This window comes from Pseudorhodoplanes sp. (genome assembly GCA_032027085.1).
GTDB lineage: Bacteria > Pseudomonadota > Alphaproteobacteria > Rhizobiales > Xanthobacteraceae > Pseudorhodoplanes.
In genome coordinates this window covers 2033872-2057689 of record JAVSMS010000001.1, presented here as the reverse complement: position 1 = coordinate 2057689, position 23818 = coordinate 2033872, and the positions used below count along the sequence as shown (strand labels likewise).

25 protein-coding genes and 1 tRNA gene are annotated in these 23818 nt (G+C 61.4%); 20 read left to right on the top strand and 6 right to left on the bottom strand.

From position 1 onward, the window contains the following. Nucleotides 1–348: 348 nt before the first annotated feature. Genes RO009_10050 through RO009_10030 form a run of 5 tightly spaced genes read left to right on the top strand, consistent with a single transcriptional unit; the run spans nt 349 to nt 4623 of the window. Nucleotides 349–888 carry a TlpA disulfide reductase family protein gene (locus RO009_10050; GenBank protein ID MDT3685371.1) on the top strand — a complete coding sequence of 180 codons (540 nt, stop codon included), beginning with the start codon at nt 349–351 and terminating at the stop codon, nt 886–888. A gap of 34 nt (nt 889–922) precedes the next feature. Further along, on the top strand, nt 923–2026 hold the full coding sequence (locus RO009_10045) for a transglutaminase-like domain-containing protein (GenBank protein MDT3685370.1): 1104 nt from the start codon (nt 923–925) through the stop codon (nt 2024–2026). Nucleotides 2027–2067: 41 nt separating this feature from the next. After that, nucleotides 2068–2334, top strand: coding sequence for a sulfurtransferase TusA family protein (locus tag RO009_10040; GenBank protein ID MDT3685369.1), 267 nt, complete (start codon nt 2068–2070; stop codon nt 2332–2334). 57 nt (nt 2335–2391) lie between these two features. Beyond that, nucleotides 2392–3441, top strand: coding sequence for a selenide, water dikinase SelD (selD, locus tag RO009_10035; GenBank protein MDT3685368.1), 1050 nt, complete (start codon nt 2392–2394; stop codon nt 3439–3441). A gap of 21 nt (nt 3442–3462) precedes the next feature. Then, on the top strand, nt 3463–4623 hold the full coding sequence (locus RO009_10030) for a cysteine desulfurase family protein (GenBank protein MDT3685367.1): 1161 nt from the start codon (nt 3463–3465) through the stop codon (nt 4621–4623). Nucleotides 4624–4627: 4 nt separating this feature from the next. On the opposite strand, the gene RO009_10025 is transcribed toward RO009_10030, so the two are convergent. Continuing rightward, nucleotides 4628–5512 (bottom strand): helix-turn-helix transcriptional regulator, encoded by an 885-nt coding sequence (locus RO009_10025; GenBank protein ID MDT3685366.1) that lies wholly within the window; start codon nt 5510–5512, stop codon nt 4628–4630. A 521-nt stretch (nt 5513–6033) separates the two neighbouring features. On the opposite strand from RO009_10025, the gene RO009_10020 reads away from it, so the two are divergent. Further along, nucleotides 6034–6333, top strand: coding sequence for a hypothetical protein (locus RO009_10020; protein ID MDT3685365.1), 300 nt, complete (start codon nt 6034–6036; stop codon nt 6331–6333). Nucleotides 6334–6384: 51 nt separating this feature from the next. Here RO009_10020 and RO009_10015 read toward each other — a convergent pair whose 3' ends face one another. The 3 genes from RO009_10015 to RO009_10005 all read right to left on the bottom strand — a co-directional run bounded on the left by RO009_10015 (nt 6385) and on the right by RO009_10005 (nt 9966). Continuing rightward, entirely contained in the window at nt 6385–7869 is a 1485-nt protein-coding gene (locus RO009_10015; GenBank protein MDT3685364.1) for a LysM peptidoglycan-binding domain-containing protein, read from the bottom strand. Nucleotides 7870–8809: 940 nt separating this feature from the next. Beyond that, a tRNA-Ser gene (locus RO009_10010) sits at nt 8810–8899 on the bottom strand. Nucleotides 8900–8979: 80 nt separating this feature from the next. Further along, nucleotides 8980–9966, bottom strand: coding sequence for an amidohydrolase family protein (locus tag RO009_10005; GenBank protein ID MDT3685363.1), 987 nt, complete (start codon nt 9964–9966; stop codon nt 8980–8982). Nucleotides 9967–10251: 285 nt separating this feature from the next. On the opposite strand from RO009_10005, the gene rplU reads away from it, so the two are divergent. The 5 genes from rplU to obgE all read left to right on the top strand — a co-directional run bounded on the left by rplU (nt 10252) and on the right by obgE (nt 13559). After that, nucleotides 10252–10740, top strand: coding sequence for a 50S ribosomal protein L21 (gene rplU, locus RO009_10000; protein ID MDT3685362.1), 489 nt, complete (start codon nt 10252–10254; stop codon nt 10738–10740). Between the two features lie 145 nt (nt 10741–10885). Beyond that, nucleotides 10886–11158, top strand: a complete 273-nt coding sequence (rpmA, locus tag RO009_09995; protein MDT3685361.1) for a 50S ribosomal protein L27 — start codon at nt 10886–10888, stop codon at nt 11156–11158. Between the two features lie 131 nt (nt 11159–11289). Next, nucleotides 11290–11883 (top strand): GNAT family N-acetyltransferase, encoded by a 594-nt coding sequence (locus RO009_09990; protein MDT3685360.1) that lies wholly within the window; start codon nt 11290–11292, stop codon nt 11881–11883. A 170-nt stretch (nt 11884–12053) separates the two neighbouring features. After that, nucleotides 12054–12257, top strand: coding sequence for a cold-shock protein (locus RO009_09985; GenBank protein ID MDT3685359.1), 204 nt, complete (start codon nt 12054–12056; stop codon nt 12255–12257). A gap of 261 nt (nt 12258–12518) precedes the next feature. Further along, nucleotides 12519–13559: a GTPase ObgE gene (gene obgE / locus RO009_09980; GenBank protein MDT3685358.1), complete on the top strand. Its 1041-nt coding sequence runs from the start codon at nt 12519–12521 to the stop codon at nt 13557–13559. 138 nt (nt 13560–13697) lie between these two features. On the opposite strand, the gene RO009_09975 is transcribed toward obgE, so the two are convergent. After that, entirely contained in the window at nt 13698–14423 is a 726-nt protein-coding gene (locus tag RO009_09975; protein ID MDT3685357.1) for a DUF72 domain-containing protein, read from the bottom strand. Between the two features lie 89 nt (nt 14424–14512). Here RO009_09975 and proB point away from each other — a divergent pair, with 89 nt between their 5' ends. The 3 genes from proB to RO009_09960 all read left to right on the top strand — a co-directional run bounded on the left by proB (nt 14513) and on the right by RO009_09960 (nt 16841). Then, complete coding sequence (gene proB, locus RO009_09970; GenBank protein ID MDT3685356.1) at nt 14513–15643, top strand: glutamate 5-kinase; 1131 nt, start codon at nt 14513–14515, stop codon at nt 15641–15643. 463 nt (nt 15644–16106) lie between these two features. Next, nucleotides 16107–16442 (top strand): DUF1236 domain-containing protein, encoded by a 336-nt coding sequence (locus RO009_09965; GenBank protein MDT3685355.1) that lies wholly within the window; start codon nt 16107–16109, stop codon nt 16440–16442. A gap of 180 nt (nt 16443–16622) precedes the next feature. After that, nucleotides 16623–16841, top strand: a complete 219-nt coding sequence (locus RO009_09960) for a hypothetical protein (GenBank protein ID MDT3685354.1) — start codon at nt 16623–16625, stop codon at nt 16839–16841. A 152-nt stretch (nt 16842–16993) separates the two neighbouring features. On the opposite strand, the gene RO009_09955 is transcribed toward RO009_09960, so the two are convergent. Continuing rightward, on the bottom strand, nt 16994–17671 hold the full coding sequence (locus RO009_09955; protein ID MDT3685353.1) for a M15 family metallopeptidase: 678 nt from the start codon (nt 17669–17671) through the stop codon (nt 16994–16996). 175 nt (nt 17672–17846) lie between these two features. Here RO009_09955 and RO009_09950 point away from each other — a divergent pair, with 175 nt between their 5' ends. From RO009_09950 to RO009_09925, 6 genes are all read left to right on the top strand, one after another. Further along, nucleotides 17847–19139 (top strand): glutamate-5-semialdehyde dehydrogenase, encoded by a 1293-nt coding sequence (locus tag RO009_09950; protein MDT3685352.1) that lies wholly within the window; start codon nt 17847–17849, stop codon nt 19137–19139. A 129-nt stretch (nt 19140–19268) separates the two neighbouring features. Continuing rightward, on the top strand, nt 19269–19904 hold the full coding sequence (locus RO009_09945; protein MDT3685351.1) for a nicotinate-nucleotide adenylyltransferase: 636 nt from the start codon (nt 19269–19271) through the stop codon (nt 19902–19904). Between the two features lie 55 nt (nt 19905–19959). After that, a complete protein-coding gene (rsfS, locus tag RO009_09940) occupies nt 19960–20400 on the top strand; it encodes a ribosome silencing factor (GenBank protein ID MDT3685350.1) in 441 nt (146 codons plus the stop codon). Between the two features lie 20 nt (nt 20401–20420). Continuing rightward, complete coding sequence (rlmH, locus tag RO009_09935) at nt 20421–20903, top strand: 23S rRNA (pseudouridine(1915)-N(3))-methyltransferase RlmH (GenBank protein MDT3685349.1); 483 nt, start codon at nt 20421–20423, stop codon at nt 20901–20903. Nucleotides 20904–21040: 137 nt separating this feature from the next. After that, a complete protein-coding gene (locus RO009_09930) occupies nt 21041–22396 on the top strand; it encodes a peptidoglycan DD-metalloendopeptidase family protein (protein MDT3685348.1) in 1356 nt (451 codons plus the stop codon). Further along, a complete protein-coding gene (locus RO009_09925) occupies nt 22393–23733 on the top strand; it encodes a S41 family peptidase (GenBank protein MDT3685347.1) in 1341 nt (446 codons plus the stop codon). Before RO009_09930 ends, RO009_09925 begins: the two co-directional genes overlap by 4 nt. Nucleotides 23734–23818: the final 85 nt, after the last annotated feature.

Genomic DNA, 23818 nt, shown 5'->3' with positions numbered 1-23818 from the left:
CGCCGGGGGACGGTCCCGAACCCGAAGTTCGTCAATGCAACGTTACTTTGTATAATTCCAAAGTCAAACACGCATCCATATGCATGCGCCCAAAGTATCGGCCACGCATTTGAATGCACGATTTTCGAAGTCACCCCTCAAAAATTCGGATAGGCGCTGGCTATAATTCGGACTCACTCTGTAAGAATATGTTTTAATATGTTCCTGCTACGAGACCAAAAATAGGAGTTGACCAGACGTCAGCGTGTTAGCCATGCTTGCAACGTGGTGACCGGGACCGCTCCCGAGGATCGGGGCTTTCTTTCTGGCGACATGTCCTGCGGTACGAATCTCCGTCGCCGCTTGCCCATGCTGGCATTCGCCGTTGTCCTCTCTTGGATCACCGCAGGCGATGCTCCTGCGGCCGATAAACAAGGGAGTCAGTCAAGGCTTCAGCCCTGGTCGGGATCAATTCAACCGATATTCGCCCTGAGAGATATCGGAGGCAAGGTTTGGAGATTATCCGATTATTCGGGCCAGCCCGTGCTTGTGCACTTCTTTGCCACCTGGTGCGAACCATGCCGGCCGGAAATGCAGGCACTCGAACGTCTGGCCCAGAATCCGAAAGCGGGATCGCTGCGAATTATCTCGGTTTCCGTCAACGAGCCTAGCTCACGTGTCAGGCGCTTTTTCGAGAAGACCCCCGTGAGCTTTCCGGTCGTGCTTGATGAAGACCGGCAAATCGCCAAGGCGTGGGACGTAAATGTTCTTCCGACGAGCTTCCTGCTTGATTCCGATCTCGTTGCCCGGGTCTATGCGGAACGCGAGATCGAATGGGATCGTCTCGATATCACCGACATTCTGAAGGCGCTGCCGGTAGCCGTGCGGAGAAAAACAGCCCGGCCCTAAAAATCTGCAAACAAACTAGGTAACGGAGGACCAGATGAGAATCGACAGACGTGATTTGCTGAAGGCCGGCATAGCCATTTCCGCCGTCGCCGCGCTGCCCCGGATGGGGCAGGCGCAAGCGGCATTCGCGCCGAAGCCGTCCGGCTGGCGCAATTTTGAAATTCTCACCAAGGTCGAAATCGCAAAACCGCAGGGCAAAGTGCAGGTATGGGTGCCGGTGCCTTCAGTGAATCAAGGCGACTGGTTCAAATCGGGCGAGAGCAAGTGGACGACAAACGCGAAAGCCGTTTCGCTGAAGAAGGATCCCAAATACCAGGCCGCGTTCGTGCATGCCGAATGGGACGCAAGCGAGAAGGCGCCTGTGCTGGAAGTGACCAGCCGCTTCTCAGCGCAAGATCGCGCCGTCGATCTGTCAAAGCCGGGCAAGGCAGCTCCGCTCTCGCAGGCCGAGCGCAAGCTTTACACAGAGTCGACAGCGCTGATTCCCACTGATGGAATCGTTAGGCAGTTTGCCGACAAGATCACCGTCGGCGCTACGACCGACCTGGAAAAGGCGCGGAAGATCTATGACTGGGTGGTCGAAAACAGCTCACGCAATCCAAAGACCCGAGGCTGCGGCATCGGCGACGTCGCAGCGATGCTGAAATCCGGCGATCTGACCGGGAAATGTGCCGACCTGAACGCGCTCTATGTTGGCCTCGCGCGCGCGGCCGGCCTGCCCGCGCGCGATGTCTATGGCCTTCGCGTCGCGCCGTCCAAGTTCGGTTACAAAAGTTTGGGGGCCGGCTCGAACAATGTCACCAAGGCGCAACATTGCCGCGCCGAAGTTTATCTCGCCGGTCATGGCTGGATCGCTGTCGATCCGGCCGATGTCCGCAAAGTCGTGCTTGAGGAGCCGCCGGCCAATCTCGCCCTGAACGATCCGAAAGTGGTTGCCGCGCGCGCCGCTCTTTTCGGTTCGTGGGAAGGCAACTGGCTCGCCTATAATTTTGCGCATGACATCAATTTGCCGGGCGCATCGGGCAAAATGCTGGAATTCCTGATGTATCCGCAGGCGGAAACGGTGGCGGAGCGGCTCGATTGTCTGGATCCGGACGGCTTCAGATATACCATCACATCACGGGAGTTGTCGGCCTGAAGCCACCCGAGCGATGATGAATCGGCGAAGGCGGCGTGGCAATGCTGCCTTCGCTATCATTAAGGGCCTTGCGGTCAACGATGCACGAAACGGTCCTCGACTTGCGCGGTCTGCGTTGTCCGCAGCCGGTTTTGCGCGCGAAGAAGGCTCTCGTCGCGCTGCCGGTCGGTGGCATTCTTGTTCTGGAATGCACCGACCCGCTGACCGTGATAGACGTGCCGCATTTTGTTCGCCAAACCGGTCATGAGCTGGCCGAGCAGGCCCGCAACGATGAACTGTTCATCTTCAAGCTCGTAAAACGGCACTGACTTGTCTCGAGGAAGCCGCAACAAACGCACGGTACGATTGCTCCAAAGGACGCGATGATGAATGTTCCGCAAATCCGCCTGACCAGCCTCGCCCACAGTGGCGGATGTGGCTGCAAGCTGGCACCTTCCGTTCTGCAGCAATTGCTGTCCGGGCATCCTGGCAACACGATTTATCCGCAGTTGCTGGTCGGAGTCGAAACTGGCGACGACGCTGCGGTCTGGAAGCTGGATGACGGCACCTGCGTCATCGCGACGACCGATTTCTTCATGCCGATGGTGGATGATCCGTATGATTTCGGTCGCATCGCCGCCACGAACGCGATTTCGGACGTCTACGCGATGGGCGGCACTCCCATCATGGCGCTGGCCATCCTCGGCATGCCGGTGGACAAGATTCCGGCCGAGACGGTGCGCCTGATTCTGGAAGGTGGCACTGCCGTCTGTAAATCGGCCGGTATTCCGGTCGCAGGCGGCCACTCCATCGATTGTCCGGAGCCGGTCTACGGCTTGGCCGTCATCGGCACCTGCCGGGCGGAACACGTCCGCCGCAACGCCGGTGCCAAACCGGGCGATGCGGTCATCCTGACCAAGCCACTCGGCGTCGGTATCTATTCGGCCGCCATCAAGAAAGCAATGCTGCCGCCTGCCGGCTATGCCGACATGGTCGCCACCACCACTCTGCTGAACAGGGTCGGCGCCGGGCTCGCGGCTGAGCCGTCGGTTCATGCAATGACCGACGTCACCGGCTTCGGCCTCCTCGGCCACGGTCTGGAAATGGCGCGCGCATCGAACGCCACATTCGTAATCGATCTGACGAGCGTTCCATTTTTGAGCGAAGCCGCGATGCTGGCGCAACAAGGATGCGTCACCGGCGCCTCGCATCGCAACTGGGCGAGCTACGGGGAAAGCGTGACACTGCCGGTCGATTGCCCGGACTGGCAGCGTCACCTTCTGACCGATCCTCAGACATCGGGTGGACTTCTGATTTCCTGCAAAGCCGACAGCGCCGCGGGACACGTCGAGCGCATTGTCGCCGACGGCTATCCATTCGCGCGCATCGTTGGCCGGATCGAAGCCGGCCCGCCATCGATCCGCGTCGAGATATAAAGACCCGTATGCCTGCCAGACATGACGATGACTCCGATATATCTCGATCATAACGCGACCACACCCGTCGATCCCGATGTGTTGCAAGCGATGCTGCCTTATTTGCGCGGCCAGTTCGGCAACCCTTCATCGGCCTATGCTCTGGGACGTTATGCGCGCGATGCGGTGGAATCGGCACGTGCCGATGTCGCGTCTTTGATCGGCGCTGGCGCGGATGAAATCGTCTTCACCAGTGGCGGCACCGAATCAAGCAATATTGCAATCGCAGGCACCTCACGGCGCGCGCCCGAAAAGCGGGCCGTGGTCACGACTGCGATCGAGCACCCGGCGACAGAATCCGTCTGCGCGTTGCTCGCGCGACGCGGACACGACGTTCGCCGGATAGCTCCCGACGCCAATGGACAGGTTCCGGCAGCGGCCATGATCGATGCGATTGATGACGCAACTGGGCTCGTGACGATGATTCACGCTCAGAACGAAACCGGCGTTCTGCAGCCGGTCGAAGAGGTCGCGCATGCTTCCCGGCGGAAGAACGTGCTCGTTCACATCGACGCTGCGCAATCGGCCGGAAAAATCGCATTGGATGTACGACGGATTGGTGTCGATTTTGTCACCATTGCAGGCCACAAGCTGTACGCACCGAAAGGCGTCGGGGCGCTCTACGTTCGGCGTGGCGTCAGGTTCGATCCTGTTTTGGTTGGAGCTGGCCAGGAACAGGGCCGCCGGCCGGGTACGGAGAACGTGGCCGGCATTGTTGCCCTTGGTCGCGCGTGCGCGATTGCGGCGGAAAGGCTGCAGCGCGACCTGGAGCGATTGACAATGCTGCGAGACCGCCTGCTTCATGCGCTCGTTCGCGAAATTCCGAACCTGAAACATGTCGGTCATTCCGTCGAACGTCTCCCTAACACCCTTAACGTACTCTTTCCCCAGGTGTCGGGCCGCAAGCTCCTCGAAAATTGTCCACGCGTCTTTGCGTCGACTGGTTCCGCCTGTCATGCGGATAGAGAAGATCCCTCCACCATCCTGCTAGCCATGGGTATATCGTCGGATGAAGCTTTGGGAGCCGTACGGCTGTCAGTCGGACGTTACACCAGCGAGCAGGATGTCGATGATGCGGCCGCGGCACTTGCTTCGGCCTGGCGACTGATGACGGGCGCGAAGCCGGCCACCACGGCAGCCTGATCGGTCAAGGGGCATAACGAACGTTGCCGGCCTCACTGACATCATAGCCGCCCATCTCAGCAGCTCGATGTGCAAAATCGGACCTTCGCAAGAAAGCCAGGAACGATTGTATGGGCTTCCGGAAATAATCGCGCTGCCGCACAACGATATCGAAATGCTCCCAAACAATTGGAATGAAATCGAGCCCGGCGGCTGTCGCGGCGGAACGTGTTGCAATTCCGCAATCGGCCCGGCCGGCGCGAATCGCCTGCGCCAAGTCTGATCCCGTTGGCGAAGCCGGCAAGACAATGTTGAGCTGGTCTAGCCCCGCATCCTCGCGATGCAGGAGTGATTCCAGTAGCAATTGTGCGCCGGCGCCGGCCGGCCGCTGGGCGACGCGCGCTCGCGTTTGTATTATATCGCGCATGCATGTGAGATTCTTTGAATTTCCGAGTGGGACAAGGATGCCTTGCTCACGACGAGCAAATGCCAGCAGAGCGGCATCATGAAACCTTGCGCGGCTGCGCATGGCTATAATGTTGGCATCGACCTTTTGGCTCTCCAGGTCATGTAAGTGGATTGCTGTGGCAACCAGTTCGCCGCGAGCAAAACGCTGCAACCCCGCCTCACTTCCCTCGGGCAAAGTCGCAAGCGCGCAACCGCTTTCGCGCAAAGACCATTCCAGCAAAGGATCGTGGCTCCCGCCGACGATCGGCATCGGCTCCGTCGCTGGCATGCCTTCCGGCCGAATCAAGCTCGAAGCCAGCCAAAGATCCAGCTCGTCCTTCGGAAACAACCATTTCCCCGTCACCTTCGTGCAAGGAACCTGCCCTTCGCTTATCAGCTCATAAAGCTTTCGTTCCTTCAGGCGGAGATATTCAGCTGCTTCGGAAGTCGTCAGTAAGCGCATGCATGCTACTGCTCTTGTTTGCACCAACGACATTTTCGCCAGAAATGCAGAAGCGTGCAAGAATAATGCACAGTCCGGGGGCCGTAGAGCAATTGCGCGGATTCGTGCAAGCGCTTCCTTCAGTCATCGCGGCGAAATGCCCCGTCAACGGCGCGCCCGACAAACCGCTCAGCGAGGACTGCACTTCGAGAACTCTACGGCGCTCTGTTTTCGATGAAGGTCAAAGGAAGGCGTTCGGGCGTTCATCGCGAAGCGCGAAACTCAATGGAAGAAAATAGCCGGGCGTTTCCATGATCCGGCGATCGGGCTTGGGCTCTAGGCTTCGTCAATGAAAACCCAGCGCCGAAGGGGCGCCGGATTTTTCGGGCGCATGCTGAGGGATGAGCGTCTAACGTCCGGAATCACCCGTTGAGGGCGGACCGGCGGAATCCTGAAGCCGCGGAGGCCGTCGGACCCTCCCGAGAGGCTGCCGCGGAGGCCTGGCCCGGTGTTGCCGGCAAGCTATTCTGCTCGAGCCTCAGATGCCGAACCGCAGGCCGCGAGGCCAGGCGCTTTTGGATTTGGCCGAATCTCTTGTGTTCGACGCGGCCGTTCTGACCGACGCTCAACTGAAAGAGCTGTGGGGAGGCGAAGGTGCGCACCTCATCAATCCTATTTGGATGATCTTGAAGAAATGCTGGCCTATGAGTGGATGTCCAAACCGGGAGGTGTGGGTGCGCTCCGTTGTGATGGAAGGTGGTCGAATGCGTATGGCGCACAAGCTTGAGCGGCCGATTCGCGAGAGGCTCAAGCTGCTCGCGCACCGTGATTCAAGCTTCTAAAGCGAGGGCTCGAATCCGGACGAACGATGCTCGGCTGCTCCTAAATGGACCTTACGGCTGCGTCTTCGGCAAGACAAAGACCTGTCCCGGATAAATAAGGTCGGGATCGCGGATCTGAGCGCGGTTAGCGCTGTAGATCACGCTGTAGCGAATGCCATGGCCGTATGTCGTCTGGCTGATCCGCCACAGATTGTCACCGCGGACCACCACTTTCGTATCGATGCTCGGCACAACGACGGCGTCGCTTCGATCGCTTGCAGCGGCCGACTTTGGCGGTGTTGCCGTTCCCGATTTCCCTGTAGTGAGTTCCGGCCGGTTTGCCTTCGCCGCATCCGGTTGGGCCGCCTTCGAGAGCACCGATTGGCTATCTTTAGCGGGAGATTCGCTTGAGGCGGGCGGTTGCGTGGACGACGAAGGACTGGTCGCCGCGCTCGCAATTTCGCGCGGCGTCACCTCCGCAACCACCGGCGGCGACGCAGGAAGCTCGGCCTGAGTCTTCGGCGAAGCTTTCACCGGCGCTGTCGCTGCAGGCGCCGACGTCGTTTGTTGAGGCTGTGTCGCAGCGACGGATGTTTCAGATGTCGAAGTACTCGGCGCCACCGGCCTCGCGGGAGCGCTCGTCACCACTGTTGCAGGCGCGCTGAAAGGCACCTCCGCACGAGACAGCACCTTGTCTGATGCGGCGAGTTGGTCCAACCGGATCCGGTACTCGCCGGGCTTTACGCCCCCACCGATGTAAAAGCTGACTTGCCCTTCCGGCGAAGCTGTACCGGTCGCGATATACACGTCGTTCAAATAAAAGCGAACCGTCGAGCCCGGCGCAGATCGGCCGGACACGTAAAGTTTGCCCCCGCCCTGCGCTTCGACGAGGTCGATACGAGTGTTCGCTTCAGCTTGCGGCTCAGGTTTTGGAAGCTCGGCCGCCGGCTCCTCGGGCGCGACAGCCGGCTTCTGCGGCGGCACGACTGCCGGCGCCTTCTGCGCCAGCGCCGCGGCCGCCTTTTCTTGTGCTGGTGAGCCCAATTCAACGGCGACCGAATTCTTCGATACCATCTGCTTGCCGCCCGGCTCAGTCGCGCGCAATTTCAGCTCGAACTTTCCGGGCGGGAGTGGCTTCGGAACGAAAACGAACGCCCCGGTCGAATCCGCGACAGTTCTGTCGTGAACCTCGCCGTCCCGCAGAAGCTCTACCGTGGCATTTGGTGTCGCACGGCCAGCGATGACGGAATCACCATTCGGATCGATACGCACGGCGTCGAATTGGGGATCCGGCTCCGATGGTGCAGGTTTCAACGTGCCTAGCTGGGCACCGAGATCCTTAAGTGCTTCGGTCGTTGCAGTGATTGATTTCGAGGCCGGTTTCTCGGCTGAAGTGGCCGGTGCATCGCGCTTCGCTTCGGCTGGCGGATTCGACTGGACCGGCGATGTCTGGGTCAATTCGGGATGATTGTGCAGCCACCAGACAAGGCTAGAGCCGATTGCAACCGCCATCAAAAGCGAGAGGAGAGCAATGCGGGCCCTGAGAGTTCCCTTCATGGCAATGACTCCCTACTGTCTGCACCACCCTCAGTTTAACTCCTAGACCATTGTCATGGCCATGTGAACACGGTGGTTCCCGGTCCGGAAGGGCGAAGAAGAATCCGTTGCGGGCCGAAGAGGAACTAATGCTGTCCGCTTCGGACGGACATCGCAACAATGTTGCTTTGCGCCAAAGAGACATTCGAGCGACAAAAGCTGTGATGCATGCCGGTGACCGGGTCAAACTTGTCTGCATCCTCGGTGATGGCCTTTGCTCCAAGTCGCTTGAACGATTCGTAAGCCTCGCGATGTACTAGGCCGTACTGCCATGCCTCGAAGTTACCCCTTATCAAAGGACGTCGGGTCTGAACTGGGTAGAATGCATGACAAAGAAACAGGAGCTTCTGAAAGCTTAAGGTTTGGAAGCTTGATTTGCCGCGACTGCTCTTCCTTCAACAGGAGGTTGGCGCTCGTCTTGGGTCAAACGGGGCAGTCAATGGAACCACGTCCGCACGAAAAATGAAGGAAGCGAAACGCGAAAGCCAAGCGAAGATGATGGCGCAATGGCCTGCGTTGACAGTTGCGGAAGATATCGGAGAGACCGTCATCAACGCTAACTTGGCCTCCAATAACTGACTCTGCGTTTCCGCTAGTATGCGTTTGATCGTCGTACCTGACCGGTAAAGCCCTTTCGTTGAATGCTCAGCTTTTTTTCTTGACCGTTTGCTGAGCGGCGCCCACCAGCTGATCGAGGCGCATTCGAAGCCGATCGAGAGTAACGTTGATGGTCAATTTGGCGAACATTTTCGCAGCTTATCACACGCCTCACCACGGCCTGCGGGTTACTCGCGCGCGTTGCGGGCCGGAAAGAGCCGCGAACGAACCGCGATCCAATCCGGGTGTTCTTCCGGGGTCGCCGCTGAAAAATATCTAGTTCAGCAACTATTTCAGGGAGCTCTGGCGGAGAGGGAGGGATTCGAACCCCCGATACGGTTGCCCGTATGCCGCATTTCGAGTGCGGTGCATTCAACCACTCTGCCACCTCTCCGTGGCGCCGATAGGGCCCATCGGCCCCGGCGGCCGTTACTTAGCCAAGCCTTGCCAGCCAAACAAGGCCGGAATTCCCCCTTACAGCCTGAATAGCTTTTCCGCATTCTTGCCGGCGACGCGCGCCGCCTGATCGGCGGGCAACGCATTCACCCGCGCCAGGCAGCCGATCATATCGCCGATATTGTGCGGATAGTCGGAGCCGTAGAGCACGCGGTCGGGCGAGCCGGCGACCGAGATGCAAAGCTCCAGCGCCCGCTCGTCGTACACGACAGTGTCGTACCAGATGCGCTGCAGATAATCCGACGGCTTGTCTTTGATCACCGCCGCGCAGCCCGGGATCATTTCCCAGCAGCGATCGAGCCGGCCGGCGAGATAGGGCAAGGTGGCGCCGCCATGCGCGGCGATGAATTTCACGTTCGGGTACTTGTCCAAAAATCCCGAATAGATCATCCGCGTGAAGGCGAGCGTGGTGTCGGCCATGAAGCCGACCGGCGGGATCATGTTGAACTCGTCCATATGCTGCTCACGCACGCCTTGCGGCGCGCCGGGATGCACCAGCACCGGCCAGCCGAGTTTGTCGATTTCGGCCCACACGGCTGCAAATTTCGGATTGGTCAGATCCTCGCCATCGATATTGGCGATCACCATCACGCCCACGGCGCCAAGTCTCACACAGCGCGCGAGTTCAGCCTTTGCATCTCCGGCATATTGAAAAGGCAGCGACGCTAGCCAGCGGATGCGGTCGGGTCTGGCGCGCTGCTGCTCCGCCATCGAGTCGTTGACCATCTGCGCGGCCTTCAGCGCCACCTCGCGGCCGCCCCAATAGGCATTCGGACAGGTCAAAGAGACGATCGCGAGGTCGACCTTGGCCTCGTCCATCTTCCTGATGCGCAGGTCATAGTCCCACATGCCCGCAAACAGGGTCATGAAGGGTGCGTCATAGAGGTGGACCGCATCCTGCCCGGCCGGGGTCTTTTTCAGGGTGTATTTGCCTGAGCCATGCGCGCGCAGAAGTTCCAGGTAGTCGCGCGTCAGCATATGAGTATGGACGTCGATGACGGTCATGGCGCCTCCCTGATGCCTTCCGCGGCTCGGAAGGCCTGTTTTTTCGGGGCTTTTTCTGGTGCAGCCCTGAGATTTGACGCGCTGGCTTAACCGAGCCGGCACAGAAAAAGCACCCATTTCCTTGACTTGGGAGCCATGCGGCGCCATAAACCGCCCCAACAGCGGGGCCTTTTTGGGGCCCCTTTTCGTGCTTTTGGGCGCGTTCGCTGGACACCCTAATCGAGACTGGAAAAAGCCGGTCCGGCTTGGCCGAGAACCGGAGCGACGAACACACGAGGAAAAATGATGTTCGCAGTCATCAAGACCGGCGGCCTGCAATACCGGGTCGCTGAAGACCAAGTGGTCCGGATCGGCCGCATTGCCGGCGACCCGGGCGAGATCGTTCAGCTTGGCAATGTGCTGATGCTGGGCGGCGACAACCCGCAACTCGGCGCGCCGACAGTGTCTGGCGCCTCGGTGGCGGTCGAGATCGTGCAGCAGAGCCGCGGCCGCAAGGTCATCGCCTTCAAGAAGCGCCGCCGCAAGAATTCGCGCCGCAAGCGCGGCTTCCGGCCGGAATACACGGTCGTGCGGGTCAGCGAGATCCTGACCGACGGCAAGGCGCCGACCAAGAAGGCCAAGGGCAAGCCTGCGCCGAAAGCCGAGAAGCCGGAAGGCGAGACCGGAGAGGCAAAGCCAAAGGCGAAAGCCAAGGCCGCCGCAAAGCCGAAGACGGCCGCGAAAAAGCCGGCTTCAAAGGCCAAATCAGCGGCGAAGCCGAAGGCGAAAAAGTAACGCAATCGCCACAGACGTGGCGGTCGCAACACAGTGTCAACGGATTCCGGCTGTCGCCTATGGGCGGAGCCGGTCTGACACGTGAATTGAGATGATTCCATAGCGGAATCAGGGTACAGAGTTCGAGACGAAGGATTTAGGTGCGATGGCACACAAGAAAGCAGGCGGATCATCCCGTAACGGCCGCGACACAGCGGGCCGCCGCCTTGGCGTGAAGGCGTTCGGCGGCGAAGCCGTGACCGCCGGCAATATCATTTGTCGTCAGCGTGGCACCACGTGGCATCCCGGCCGCAATGTCGGCATGGGCAAGGACCACACGCTTTTCGCACTCATCGATGGACGCGTTCAGTTCAATACTAAAGCCAAAGGCCGCACATTCGTATCGGTACTTCCGATGACGGAGGCTGCGGCCGAATAGACGGCGATCTCACAAAAACGAGGTCCGCCGGTTCCCATGTCAAACCCGGCGGCCCTTGGTGGGCTCAGACTTCGAGGGGGAGACGGGTGAACCGGCTCCCCCTCGAAGTTTTTTAACCAAGGAGCCCTGCCATGACACCCCTGAGCCTGACCACCGGATTACTCCGGGAAGGAAGTATCCCCGTCCTCGAGACTGAGCGGCTTTTTCTGCGTGCGCCGCGGCTCGAGGACGCCAAGCAGGTAGCGGCGCTCGCGAACGACAAACGTATTGCCGAGAATACGCGCCGCTTGCCGCACCCTTATACGCGCAGCGACGCTGAGGATTTCATTTCTTCGCTCGATGCCGGGGAGATCGCGTTTCTGATCACGCGCCATGACGATGTCATCGTCGGCGCTTGCGGCATTGCAGCACAAGACGATGCCGTCCCCGAGATCGGATACTGGCTCGGCGTGAAGCATTGGGGTCGGGGCTACGCCACCGAGGCGGTGCGCGCCCTGATTGACTACGCTTTTACCGAACGCGACCACGATGCGCTGCAAGCTGGCGCGCGCGTGACCAATCCGGCCTCGCGCCGTATTTTGGAAAAATGCGGTTTTCAGTGGACCGGCGTCGGGCTGTGTCGCATCCGGGCGCTCTCGAGCTCGGCACCAATTGACCGCTTCCGGCTTGATCGGGGTTTGTGGACCTCGTTGCGAAGCTGGCGCGACGTCAAAAGGGTTGCCTGAATCGTACCGGTGAGGCCGTTTTCTGCGGCCTCGCCGGACAGTCCTCGCCGGAATGTGACCACGACGGCTGGAAAAAAATCCGTTTTCAGGGTATGCACGGCCTGCCTCGACGGGATGTCAGCCTGACGCTCGTATGTCGGGGGACGTCTAAATGAAGCTTGGAGACTGATGTGGCTACTGGGACTGTGAAGTGGTTCAACGCGACCAAAGGTTATGGCTTTATCCAGCCGCAGGGCGGCGGCAAGGATGTGTTCGTGCACATCTCGGCTGTGCAGCGCGCCGGACTGACCGGATTGAATGAAGGCCAGCAGATCGAATATGAAATCGTTGCCAATCGTGGCAGGGAATCGGCCGAGAATCTCAGAGTCAAATAATTGACGCGATCCGGTTACGCTGATCTCGGGCCCGGCCCTTGGCAACGTGGTTGTTTCAGCATTCTATTCATTGCAAAGCCCGGCCGGCGTGCCGGGCTTTTCACTTAGCCGAAAGCAACCATTCGCACTATTCTCCTGTTCTCCGTCATCCTGAGGTGCCCGCGCGCAGTGTGGGCCTCGACCGATGATCGGCCGGGCCGCCGCCCTTCGCGGCGACAATGCTGAGTAAGCGGCTCCCATGATCTGAAGCTACGCGGTGCCATGAAATTTCTCGACGAAGCCAAGGTCTATATCCAGTCGGGCGCCGGCGGAAACGGCTGCGTGTCGTTCCGGCGCGAGAAATTCATCGAGTTTGGCGGACCGAATGGCGGCGACGGCGGACGCGGCGGCGATGTCATTGCAGAAGCCGTCGAAGGATTGAACACGCTCATCGATTACCGCTACCAGCAGCACTTCAAGGCGAAGCGCGGCGGCAATGGTATGGGCAAGGATCGCCATGGCGCCAACGGCGCCGACATCGTCTTGAAAGTGCCGGTCGGCACCCAGATTTACGAGGAAGACGGCGAGACGCTGCTCGCCGATCTCGACACGCTCGGCGACAAAGTGGTGCTGGCGCGCGGCGGCAATGGCGGCTTTGGCAACGCGCATTTCAAGACCTCGACCAATCGCGCGCCGCGGCATGCCAATCCCGGTCAGCCGGGCGAAGAGCGTACCATCCGCCTGCGGCTGAAACTCATTGCCGATGCTGGTCTTGTCGGTCTGCCGAATGCGGGCAAATCGACCTTCCTCGCGGCGGTGAGTGCGGCCAAGCCGAAGATTGCCGATTATCCGTTCACCACGCTGCATCCGCAGCTCGGCGTGGTTGGCGTCGATAGCCGCGAATTCGTGCTCGCCGACATTCCGGGCTTGATCGAAGGCGCGCATGAAGGTGCGGGCCTGGGTGACCGTTTTCTTGGCCATCTCGAACGATGCCGCGTGTTGCTGCATCTGGTCGACGCGACTAGCGAGAACGCCGGCGAAGCATACAGAATTGTGCGTGGCGAGCTCGAAGCCTATGGCCACGATCTCACAAGCAAGCCGGAAATCGTCGCCCTGTCGAAGGCGGACGCCGCGACCGACGAACAGATCAAGAAGCAGATCCGGCGACTGAAGAAAGCATCGAAGAAAACACCCCTGGTGCTGTCGGCGCAGGCGAAGCAGGGCGTGACCGAAGTTCTGCGCGCGCTGCTCGAAGTGATCGACGATGCGCGTCGCAAGAGCGGTGACGAGCCAAAGCAGAAGGCGCAGGCATGGCAGCCTTAGCGCGTGTTGCGGTCATCGCCCGCGCCCGATCTCGGGCTTACGAGAGAATCGGTTTTTTAAGTGCACAAACCGGCCTTGATCGGGCGATCCAGTAAACGCAGCGATTTCGATTGTTGGATGCATCGCGGGCATGACATTCTAGGTCAAAAATTCCCTGAGCCGCATCGCATCTTTCGGCGCCGCACTCTTCTGGTCGTTGTCGAAATAGACATAGACGTCGCGACGCTGCCGTTTCCATTTTCGAATATTGTCGGCCCATTCACCCAGCGTCTTGTCTGAGTAGTGTCCGCGATAACGCCCGCTGGGGCCATGCCCGCGCACATAAACATGCCGCGCCGTCACCTCCCAGGGAGAGGGCGCGTCATGATGATCGGACAGGCACAAGGCGATGTCGTGCTTTTGCAGAAGCTCCAGAATGCTGTCGTCGTACCAGCTCTTGTGACGGAATTCGAAGACGTAGGGTCGCGTTTTCCTGAGCAGCTTCAGGAAATCCGCGAGTCGTTGCCGGTCGGCTGAGAATTGCGGCGGCAACTGAAACAGGACCGGCCCGGCCTTGTCTCCGAGTGCGCGCAATCGCGTCTCCATCAGCGCAATGGATTTTCGCGATGTGGCGCCCAGCCTTTTCCAGTGAGTGATGTATTTCGACGCTTTCCACGCAAAAAGAAAGCCGTCAGGCGTCTGGCGGCGCCAGTCACGCACCGCCTTCAATGTCGGCGTCCGGTAGAAGACGCCGTTCAGCTCGGTGGTCTCGAACTGGGTGGCATAATACTGAAGCTGATGCTTCACCATCAGCTCGCGCGGAAAGAACTGCCCGCGCCAGGACGCATAGTGCCAGCCCGATGTGCCGATATAAACCCTGCTCATCGATCCGACTTGGCGTTGCTCCCGCGAGCCTGCTAGACAACGCGCGCGGCGCGAAACGGTTCGCCGCCAACCCCAAGCCGGCTCGCGTCATGTCCCGCCAGATCCCTGCCCTCACCGATTTCCGCCGCATCGTGGTGAAGGTCGGCTCCTCGCTGCTGGTTGATTCCGGCGCCGGTCGGCTGCGCGACTCCTGGCTTGCGGCCTTGTGCGAGGACATCGCCGCCCTGCACAAGGACAGGCGCGACATCCTTGTTGTGTCATCAGGCGCCATCGCGCTCGGGCGCTCGGTGCTGAAATTGCCGCGCGGCCCGTTGAAGCTCGAAGAATCGCAAGCCGCGGCCGCCGTCGGCCAGATCGCGCTCGCCCGCATCTGGGCGGAGATGCTTGGCCGTCACGGCATCACCGCCGGACAGATTCTGGTAACGCTCGGCGACACCGAGGAACGCCGCCGCTATCTGAACGCGCGCGAGACCATCGACAAATTGCTGGAATGGCGCAGCGTGCCGGTGATCAACGAAAACGACACCGTCGCCACCACCGAAATCCGTTACGGCGACAATGACCGTCTCGGCGCCCGCGTCGCCACCATGATGAGCGCCGATCTCCTGGTGCTGCTCTCAGACATCGACGGCCTTTATGACGCGCCGCCCGGCGAGGGACGAAAGGTCAACCTTATTCCGCTGGTCGAGCGCATCACGCCGCAGATTGAAGCGGTCGCCGGCAGTTCGGGCTCCGAATTGTCGCGCGGCGGCATGCAGACCAAGATCGAGGCGGGCAAGATCGCGACCACTGCCGGCACGCATATGGTAATCGCGTCGGGCAAGGCCGAGCATCCCCTGCGCGCGATCATCGAGGGCGGACGTTGCACGTGGTTTCTCACGCCCGCCAATCCGGTCACCGCACGCAAGAAATGGATCGCGGGGTCGCTCGAGCCCAAGGGCACACTGCATATCGATGCCGGCGCCGTCGCGGCGCTCCGGCGCGGCGCCAGTCTCCTGCCGGCCGGCGTCAAGCGCGTCGACGGTACCTTCGATCGCGGCGACGCCGTGATCATCCGCGATCTCGACGGCGGCGAGATCGGCCGCGGCCTGGTCGCGTATGACGCCGTCGATGCCGCCAAGGTCATCGGCCTCTCGACGGCGGATGTGAAAAACATTCTCGGCTTCGAAGGTCGCGCCGAAATTGTCCACAGGGACGATCTGGTGATGGGCGGTGGATAGCCACAAAGTCGCCACATCTCATCGCGCACAGCTCATTATCAACACGCCAATTGCAGCAGGTTTCGCGATGTCGCCAAGCGGTCAAATGCAATGTGGCAATTCCGCGGCGTTTTGAAATCGCCGCGAGCAAAAACAATTGACGTAGGATTCCATGATACCGCCATCCCGCCGACCGTCTGCGTATGCTTGCCGGCGGTGGGGTGGCGTATGGGGGTCGTTGGAATGCCGGTCGCCCACCGACCGGAGTAAGTGTTGCGTAGTTGTAAGGCGGACAATCGGACATTGCGCGCGGGCCACCGAATTCCCTCTCGGTCTCGTCCTGCAAGTCCAACGCTGGCGCGTGTTGATCTCTTGTCCGGTACGCCACCGCCGCCTTCTGGGAAGGCTATCAGGGAACACTCCAAGGAACGCTCCTCGCCCGTCGCGGCTTGACCCCGGTGCGAGGGACAAACAGGAGAGTTCCATGCGAAAGGTAGTTTTGGGCAGCGCCTTCGGCATTGCGGCGCTGACGGTGGCGGGCGTCGCGCAAGCCCAGGTCGTCACTTGGGAAATCACGCCCGAGCAAGAGCGCAGCGTCTACACCACCATCTACAGGGATCGCGGCACGGTCGGCGCGGCGCCGGTGCGGGAATATGACGTCAGCGTCGGCGCGGTCATACCCGCGGAAATCGACCTGTACGAGGTGCCGGCGGGGGTCACCTATGCTCCGGCACGGCAATATCGTTACGTGATCCACGGCAACCGCGTCGTCTTCGTGGAGCCCAGCACCCGCCGCGTGGTGCGGGTCATCGAGCCCTGAGCCAATCACAAATTTGACGAAAATCGCAAAGGCTGTTTGCCGGGACGCCGGCAGGCAGCCCCTCAGCCACTGTCATCGTCCCGACAAAGTCAACCGGTAACCTTCCTCCCTACATACGCACATCACGCAAGCTTGCATGTCCGCGCACCGGAAGCAGCGGACAGCAATGAGGAGGATGTCATGCAGGTGCGATCCCTCAAATACGCAAACTATATTCGTTCGCGCCCTGCCGCGCCCTGCGCGCAATGCGGCACGATGCTGTTCGGACCGGAATGGTCGGAATATCTCGGCGACCGCCAGGTCCGGCATCTGTGGCAGTGCTCGTCTTGCAGCTACGAATTCGAAACGCTGGTGGTGTTTCCGGCGGAAGCCGAGCGGCACGAGGATCAGGCGGCGTAACCCCTGCCTGTCACCGTCGCCCCGAGGCGCCCGGCCAACGGGTCCGCGCAAGCGCGGCCCGATGGCAAACTCCGCCGGCCTCGAAGGGCGACGGCCGATGTTGCAAGTCATTCCTTCGAGGCTCGTTTCGCTCGCACCTCAGGATGACGCGATCACCGCACCGCAAAATCAAAATAGGTATCGGGGAACGGCTCGCGCCGCAGCGTGAAGTGCCACCATTCCTTGCTGTGCGGAAGAAAGCCACGCAGGCGCATGGCGTCGCCCAGCATCCTGCGATTGCGCTGCGCGTCGACACTGACGCTTCTGTCGCCCGGCGAGGACCGCACCGAAAAGAAATCAAAGGGCGTGCCCATATCAAGCTCGGTCCTGTCGGCAAGCGTGACCAGCGTGAGATCAACGGTCGAGCCGCGCGAATGGCCCGAGCGTGAGGCGAGATAGCCGCGGCTGAACAGATGCCGCTTGTCCTCGCCGGGATAAAATCGCGGCTTCATCGTCACGTCATTGATCGCTCTCGCCCAGCGCGCAAAATGCGCAACCGCGCGCGCCGGCCGGTAGCAATCGAACACCTTCAGGCCCAGTCCCTTCGCAGCCAGATCTCGCTGCACATTGGCAAGCGCCTCGGCCGCCGGCCGGGTCAGGTAACAGACCGGCTTCTCGTAGCCATCGATTCTGACACCGACGAAATTGTTGGTGCCGAGATAGCGCAGGTCGACGACAAGCCCGGGAACGACACCTGAGACGTCGACGAAAGCGGGATGCGGGGACATGGCCTGCGCGGGCATGGAGGCCGCGATCAGGGCGGCGATACCGAGGCGGCTGATACGAAGCATGGATTTGGCCTCCCCCCGGGGCACGCATCCGGCGCGTGTCCGTTATACCGGCCCGCAGATCGGGGAAGCATAAAATTGCCTCTCGATGCCGGGAAAAGAACCGGCTTTCCGGGCAACTCGCCCCGTCTCGCCCGACATGCTAGAAGCCAGCAACGACTTTGAGCCCGTATCGACCATGACCGCGCCGCTGAAGCCGATATCCACACCCGATGATCTCGATGCCCTGATGGGGGAGATCGGCCGTGCCGCGCGGGCGGCCGCGCGCAAGCTGGCTTTGGCTTCGACCGAGCAAAAGAATGCCGCGCTGAAGGCGCAGGCGCAGGCGCTCCGGATCGCCAAGGCCGAAATCCTCGCCGCCAACCGTGACGACCTGGCGGACGCGAGGAAAGCCGGCGTCACCGGCTCCTTCCTCGACCGGCTGGAGCTGAATGAGAATCGCATCATCGCCATGGCCGACGGCCTCGATGTGATCCGCAGCATCGCCGATCCGGTCGGCGTGGTGCTGAAGAGCTGGAAGCGCCCCAACCGCATGACCATCGAACGGGTGCGCACGCCGCTCGGCGTCATCGGCGTGATCTATGAAAGCCGCCCGAATGTCACCGCGGATGCCGGCGCGCTCTGCCTGAAGGCGGGCAATGCCGCGATCCTGCGCGGCGGCTCGGATTCGCACCGCTCTTCGCGCGCCATTCATGCCGCCCTCGCCGCCGGCTTGCGCGAAGCGGGACTGCCGGAAGATTCGATCCAGCTCGTGCCCACGCGCGATCGCGCCGCGGTCGGCGCCATGTTGCGCGGGCTGAATGGCTGCATCGACGTGATCGTGCCGCGCGGCGGCAAGAGCCTTGTCGCGCGCGTGCAGGAGGAAGCGCGGGTGCCGGTCTTCGCGCATCTGGAAGGCGTCAATCATGTTTATATCGACAAGGCCGCCGATCTGGAGATGGCGAAGAAGATCGTGCTGAACGCCAAGATGCGGCGCACCGGCGTCTGCGGTGCGGCGGAAACATTGCTGGTCGACAAGGCCGGCGCCGACACATTGCTGAAGCCGCTGGTCGGGATGCTGATCGACGCGGGCTGCGAAGTGCGCGGCGACGGCGCGGTGCAGAAGGCGGACAAGCGCGCGAAGGCGGCGAGCGAGCAGGACTGGAGCACGGAATATCTCGACGCCATCATCGCCGCAAAACTGGTGAATGGAGTCGACGGCGCCATCGATCACATCGAGACTTATGGCTCGCACCACACCGACGCGATCGTCACCGCCGACAAGGCCGCCGCGGAGAAATTTCTCAAGGAGGTAGATTCAGCGATCGTGCTGCACAATGCCTCGACGCAATTCGCCGACGGCGGCGAGTTCGGCTTCGGCGCCGAGATCGGCATCGCCACCGGCCGCATGCATGCGCGTGGTCCGGTCGGCGTCGAGCAGCTCACCTCGTTCAAATATCGTGTGCGCGGCAGCGGACAGACGCGACCGTGACAAATTTCTTCGTCGTCCCGGCCAAGCGAGCGAAGCGAGCGCGAGCCGGGACCCATAGCCACTCCCTTCTCCGAATTGCTCTGTTTGTGTTTATGGGTCCCCGCTTTCGCGGGGACGACCGGTGAGCGAATGCGCACGCTCGTAAAAAGCATCACCAAGCCCCGCGTCACGCTCCCCAGCCACGCGCCTGGCCTTCGCATCGGTTTGTTCGGCGGCTCCTTCAATCCGCCGCATGCAGCGCATCGCGAGGTCAGCCTTTTGGCGATGAAACGCCTTGGTCTGGACCGGCTGTGGTGGCTGGTGACGCCGGGCAATCCCTTGAAGGACACCAAAGGCCTGCCACCGGTCGAGGAGCGCGTGGCCGCGGCGCAGAAGCTCGCCGATCATCCGCGCATCGAGGCAACCGGTTTTGAATCCGTCATCGGCTTGAAATATTCCTGCGATACCATCACCTATCTTTTGAAAGAATGTCCGGGCGTGCGCTTTGTCTGGATCATGGGTGCCGATAACCTGAAAGGGTTTCACCGCTGGAAGAACTGGCGCGGAATATTCGGCATGATTCCGATCGCGATCGTGGATCGCGGCGGCATCAGCCTGCAGGCCACATCGGGGCCGGCCGCCATTCATTTCGCCCGCGCCCGCATTCCCGAAAACCAGGCCATGACTTTGGCGGATCGGGAGCCGCCGGCCTGGGTTTATCTGCACGGGATCAAATCGACGCTGTCGTCCACGGCCTTGCGTGCCGCCAAAAAGGAACAGCTTTGATATTGAAACCGTTAAGGAAGCAGGCTTACATTTGTTGTGTTGAGTCCCGGCGGAAATGCCGGTCGCAACTGAAAGGAAAGGGACACTGAGAACCCAGACACTTCAGCGGACCAGCGCTACGGCGCCCCGCTCAGTCTCCAGATCGCGTCCTGACGCTGCGGAGACCTTGCGCATCGTCCTTGAGCACCTCGATGAGATGAAAGCCGAGGACATCGTCACCATCGACCTCACCGGCAAAACCGCAATCGCTGACAGCATGGTGGTGGCCTCCGGCCGCTCCAACCGCCATGTCGGCTCCATTGCGGACAATGTCGTTGAAGCCCTGCACAAGGCCGGATTGAAAGACATCCGGACCGAGGGCCAGCCGCATTGCGACTGGGTGCTGCTCGATGCCGGCGACGTCATCGTGCATGTCTTCCGTCCGGAGGTGCGCGAGTTCTACAACATCGAGAAGATGTGGTCGGGCGACCATCGCTCGAGCAAACGCGCAAGCTGAGGTTTGAACAGGAGGCGGCGATGCGGGTGATCGTGCTCGCGATCGGCCGTCTGAAGGCGGGTCCGGAGACGGAACTCTGCGAGCGCTATCGCAAGCGCGCGGCGCAGGCCGGCCGTCAGCTCGGGTTCCGTGACATTGAGCTTGTCGAGATTCGCGAGAGCCGCGCCGACAACGCCGAAAAACGCCAGATCGAGGAAGCCATCGCGCTTGCCAATGTCGTTCCCGAGGGTGCTGTCGTCGTGCTGCTGTCGGAAACCGGCGAAAATCTGGGCAGCGCCGGACTGGCGGAAAAAATCCGGCTCTGGCGCGACGAAGGGCGGCCTGCTCTGGTGTTTATGATCGGAGGTCCGGACGGACTGGCAAGAACCCTGCGGGACCAGGCGAAGATGACGGTGGCTTTCGGGGCCGCGACCTGGCCGCATCAACTCGTGCGGATCATGCTTCTGGAACAGATTTACAGGGCTGTCACAATCCTTGCAGGGCACCCATATCATCGGGCTTAGCGGGGTTGGCAAGATGGAACTCCCGGTTGCCGACCACGTGCGTTACAGAGACTTAATGCTTGTTTCCGGGGCTAAGTCTTAATCCCGCCACCGCGAGGAATAAGATTGGCCGCGATTGCCGGGCAAATTGGAGCCGGATGCATCGTTCCTGCCATCTTCTCGCCTCACCCCGCGCCGCGATTGCAGCGCTGGCAGTTGCGTGGCCTTTGGCGGCCTGGCCCGGATCTGGCGCCGCTCAGGAGCAGCCGGCGATACCGCAACTGCGCGGCTCGACCACGGAAGAGAACATTCTCAAGGCACGCGCGAGTGAGCTCGAGCGGGCGCGCGCCGAGCAGCAGCGCGCCGCCGAAGCCGAGAAAAAGCTGCGCCTGGAAATCGAGGCGCTCGGCGCCGACCGCCGCAAGCTGAGCGCGGCGCTGATCGAGACCGCGGCCAAGATTCGCGACGCCGAAAACCGGCTGAGCACGATGGAAGGCCGCATCGAGCCGTTGGAGACACGCGAACGCGATCTGCGTCAGTCTCTCGCCAACCGGCGCGACGAGATCGCCGAAGTGCTCGCCGCCTTGCAGCGCGCCGGGCGTCGACCGCCGCCCGCGATTCTGGTCAGCCCGGAAGACGCCGTGAAGTCTGTACGCAGCGCCATTGTGCTCGGCGCGATCCTGCCGGAGATGCGCGACAGGGCGGAACAGCTCGCCGGCGAATTGTCCGAGCTCGCGCGGCTGCGCACGAACATCGCCAACGAAAGAAAGCGCCTGACGGCAGAGGTTGCCGCAATGGCTGCCGAGCGCCAGCGCATGGCCGCGCTGGTTGACGAGCGCCAGAAATCGCAGGCCGAGGCCGAAAAATCATTGGTGCAGGAACGCCAGACTGCGATCGACATGGCGCGCCAGATCGACAATCTCAAAGACTTGGTTGCGCGGCTGGAACAGGGCGTGGAAAGCGCGAATCGCGCCGCGCGCGCCGCCGAGAAGGCGACCGAAGATCAAAAAGGCGAGAGCCGGCCTGATTTCGTCGCGCTCAAGGATCCCGGCCGTCTGACTCCGGCGATTGCTTTCGCGTCAGCGCGCGGCATGCTGCCAATGCCGGTGAACGGCGTGAAAATACGTAATTTCGGCGCCACCGACCGTTTCGGTTCCACCGAACGGGGCATTTCGATCGCCACCCGGGCCGGTGCCCAGGTAACGTCTCCCGGCGACGGCTGGGTCGTCTATGCCGGCCCGTTCCGCTCCTATGGCCAACTCTTGATCCTGAATGCCGGCGGCGGGTATCATATCGTTCTTGCGGGAATGGAACGGATTTCCGTCGATATCGGCCAGTTTGTCCTGACCGGCGAGCCGGTGGCCGTCATGGGCAGTGGGGCGGCGCAGGTGGCGGCGGCGGTTCCCGTCGGAACCAGCCAACCGGTTCTCTATGTTGAATTCCGCAAAGACGGGACTCCCGTCGATCCCGGCCCATGGTGGGCCAAAAGCGAAAGTGAGAAGGTTCGCGGATGATGCGCAAAACTCTCCTGGTACTCCTCGGTGCGGCAGCGGGCGCGGCGCTCACGCTGTTCGCGGTTCAGCCGCGCGTCATATTCACCGGCATGAGCGCAAATGCGGCCTCCTCGTCGGACACCTACCGCAACCTCAATTTGTTCGGCGATGTGTTCGAGCGCGTGCGCGCCGACTATGTCGAGAAGCCGGACGATGCGAAGCTCGTCGAGACGGCGATCAACGGCATGCTGGCGGGACTCGACCCGCATTCCAGCTTCATGGACGCCAAGAGCTTCCGCGACATGCAGGTGCAGACTCGCGGCGAGTTCGGAGGCCTCGGCATCGAGGTCACGATGGAAGACGGCCTTGTCAAGGTCGTGGCGCCGATCGACGACACGCCTGCGGCGAAAGCCGGCATCATGGCCAATGACATCATCACCCATCTCGAGGACGAACCGGTTCAAGGACTCACGCTGAACCAGGCGGTCGAGAAGATGCGCGGACCGGTCAACACCAAGATCCGCCTCAAGATCATGCGCAAGGGCGCGGACAAGCCGATTGAAGTCACGATCACCCGCGACATCATCCGCGTGCGTGCGGTGCGTGCGCGCACCGAAGGCGACGACGTCGGCTATATCCGTGTTACCCAGTTCAACGAACAGACCACCGACAATCTGAAAAAGGCGATTGCCGATTTCGAGGCGCAAATTCCGGCGAACAAGCTGAAGGGCTACATCGTCGACATGCGCAACAATCCGGGCGGCCTGCTCGATCAGGCGATATCGGTATCGGACGTGTTCCTTGAGAAAGGCGAGATCGTCTCGACCCGCGGCCGCAATGCGGAAGAGACCCAGCGCTTCAACGCCCGCGCCGGCGATCTGACCAAGGGCAAGCCGGTCATCGTGCTGATCAATGGCGGCTCGGCTTCGGCTTCGGAAATCGTGGCCGGCGCGTTGCAGGACCACAAGCGGGCGACTGTGCTCGGCAGCCGCTCCTTCGGCAAGGGCTCGGTGCAGACCATCATTCCGCTCGGCGCCGGCAACGGCGCGCTGCGGCTGACCACGGCGCGCTATTACACGCCGTCCGGCAAGTCGATCCAGGCCAAGGGCATCTCGCCCGACATCGAGGTGCTGCAGGATGTGCCGGAAGAGCTGAAGGCGCGTGCGGATTCCAAGGGCGAATCCTCGCTGCGCGGCCATCTCAAGGCCGACGGCGAAGAGCAGACCGGCTCGCAGTCCTACATCCCGCCGGATCCGAAGAACGACAAGGCGCTGAAGATGGCGACCGATCTGCTGCGCGGCACGGTCACCAACTCGGCCTTCCCGCCGAGCGGCAAGCGGGCCGCATTGCCGCAGTAAGGACACCGGCAGACGGAACTTGCACGGGGCGGCCTTTGGGCCGCCCCGTTCGTTTTGGCAACCCTCGCCACGAGTACTGCTTATC

Coding starts and splice junctions, on each gene's coding strand:
- RO009_10050 (MDT3685371.1), top strand. CDS start 349: ATGCTGGCATTCGCCGTTGTCCTCTCTTGGATCACCGCAGGCGATGCT.
- RO009_10045 (MDT3685370.1), top strand. CDS start 923: ATGAGAATCGACAGACGTGATTTGCTGAAGGCCGGCATAGCCATTTCC.
- RO009_10040 (MDT3685369.1), top strand. CDS start 2,068: ATGCTGCCTTCGCTATCATTAAGGGCCTTGCGGTCAACGATGCACGAA.
- selD (MDT3685368.1), top strand. CDS start 2,392: ATGAATGTTCCGCAAATCCGCCTGACCAGCCTCGCCCACAGTGGCGGA.
- RO009_10030 (MDT3685367.1), top strand. CDS start 3,463: ATGACGATGACTCCGATATATCTCGATCATAACGCGACCACACCCGTC.
- RO009_10025 (MDT3685366.1), bottom strand. CDS start 5,512: ATGCGCTTACTGACGACTTCCGAAGCAGCTGAATATCTCCGCCTGAAG.
- RO009_10020 (MDT3685365.1), top strand. CDS start 6,034: ATGCCGAACCGCAGGCCGCGAGGCCAGGCGCTTTTGGATTTGGCCGAA.
- RO009_10015 (MDT3685364.1), bottom strand. CDS start 7,869: ATGAAGGGAACTCTCAGGGCCCGCATTGCTCTCCTCTCGCTTTTGATG.
- RO009_10005 (MDT3685363.1), bottom strand. CDS start 9,966: ATGACCGTCATCGACGTCCATACTCATATGCTGACGCGCGACTACCTG.
- rplU (MDT3685362.1), top strand. CDS start 10,252: ATGTTCGCAGTCATCAAGACCGGCGGCCTGCAATACCGGGTCGCTGAA.
- rpmA (MDT3685361.1), top strand. CDS start 10,886: ATGGCACACAAGAAAGCAGGCGGATCATCCCGTAACGGCCGCGACACA.
- RO009_09990 (MDT3685360.1), top strand. CDS start 11,290: ATGACACCCCTGAGCCTGACCACCGGATTACTCCGGGAAGGAAGTATC.
- obgE (MDT3685358.1), top strand. CDS start 12,519: ATGAAATTTCTCGACGAAGCCAAGGTCTATATCCAGTCGGGCGCCGGC.
- RO009_09975 (MDT3685357.1), bottom strand. CDS start 14,423: ATGAGCAGGGTTTATATCGGCACATCGGGCTGGCACTATGCGTCCTGG.
- proB (MDT3685356.1), top strand. CDS start 14,513: ATGTCCCGCCAGATCCCTGCCCTCACCGATTTCCGCCGCATCGTGGTG.
- RO009_09965 (MDT3685355.1), top strand. CDS start 16,107: ATGCGAAAGGTAGTTTTGGGCAGCGCCTTCGGCATTGCGGCGCTGACG.
- RO009_09960 (MDT3685354.1), top strand. CDS start 16,623: ATGCAGGTGCGATCCCTCAAATACGCAAACTATATTCGTTCGCGCCCT.
- RO009_09955 (MDT3685353.1), bottom strand. CDS start 17,671: ATGCTTCGTATCAGCCGCCTCGGTATCGCCGCCCTGATCGCGGCCTCC.
- RO009_09950 (MDT3685352.1), top strand. CDS start 17,847: ATGACCGCGCCGCTGAAGCCGATATCCACACCCGATGATCTCGATGCC.
- RO009_09945 (MDT3685351.1), top strand. CDS start 19,269: ATGCGCACGCTCGTAAAAAGCATCACCAAGCCCCGCGTCACGCTCCCC.
- rsfS (MDT3685350.1), top strand. CDS start 19,960: ATGCCGGTCGCAACTGAAAGGAAAGGGACACTGAGAACCCAGACACTT.
- rlmH (MDT3685349.1), top strand. CDS start 20,421: ATGCGGGTGATCGTGCTCGCGATCGGCCGTCTGAAGGCGGGTCCGGAG.
- RO009_09930 (MDT3685348.1), top strand. CDS start 21,041: ATGCATCGTTCCTGCCATCTTCTCGCCTCACCCCGCGCCGCGATTGCA.
- RO009_09925 (MDT3685347.1), top strand. CDS start 22,393: ATGATGCGCAAAACTCTCCTGGTACTCCTCGGTGCGGCAGCGGGCGCG.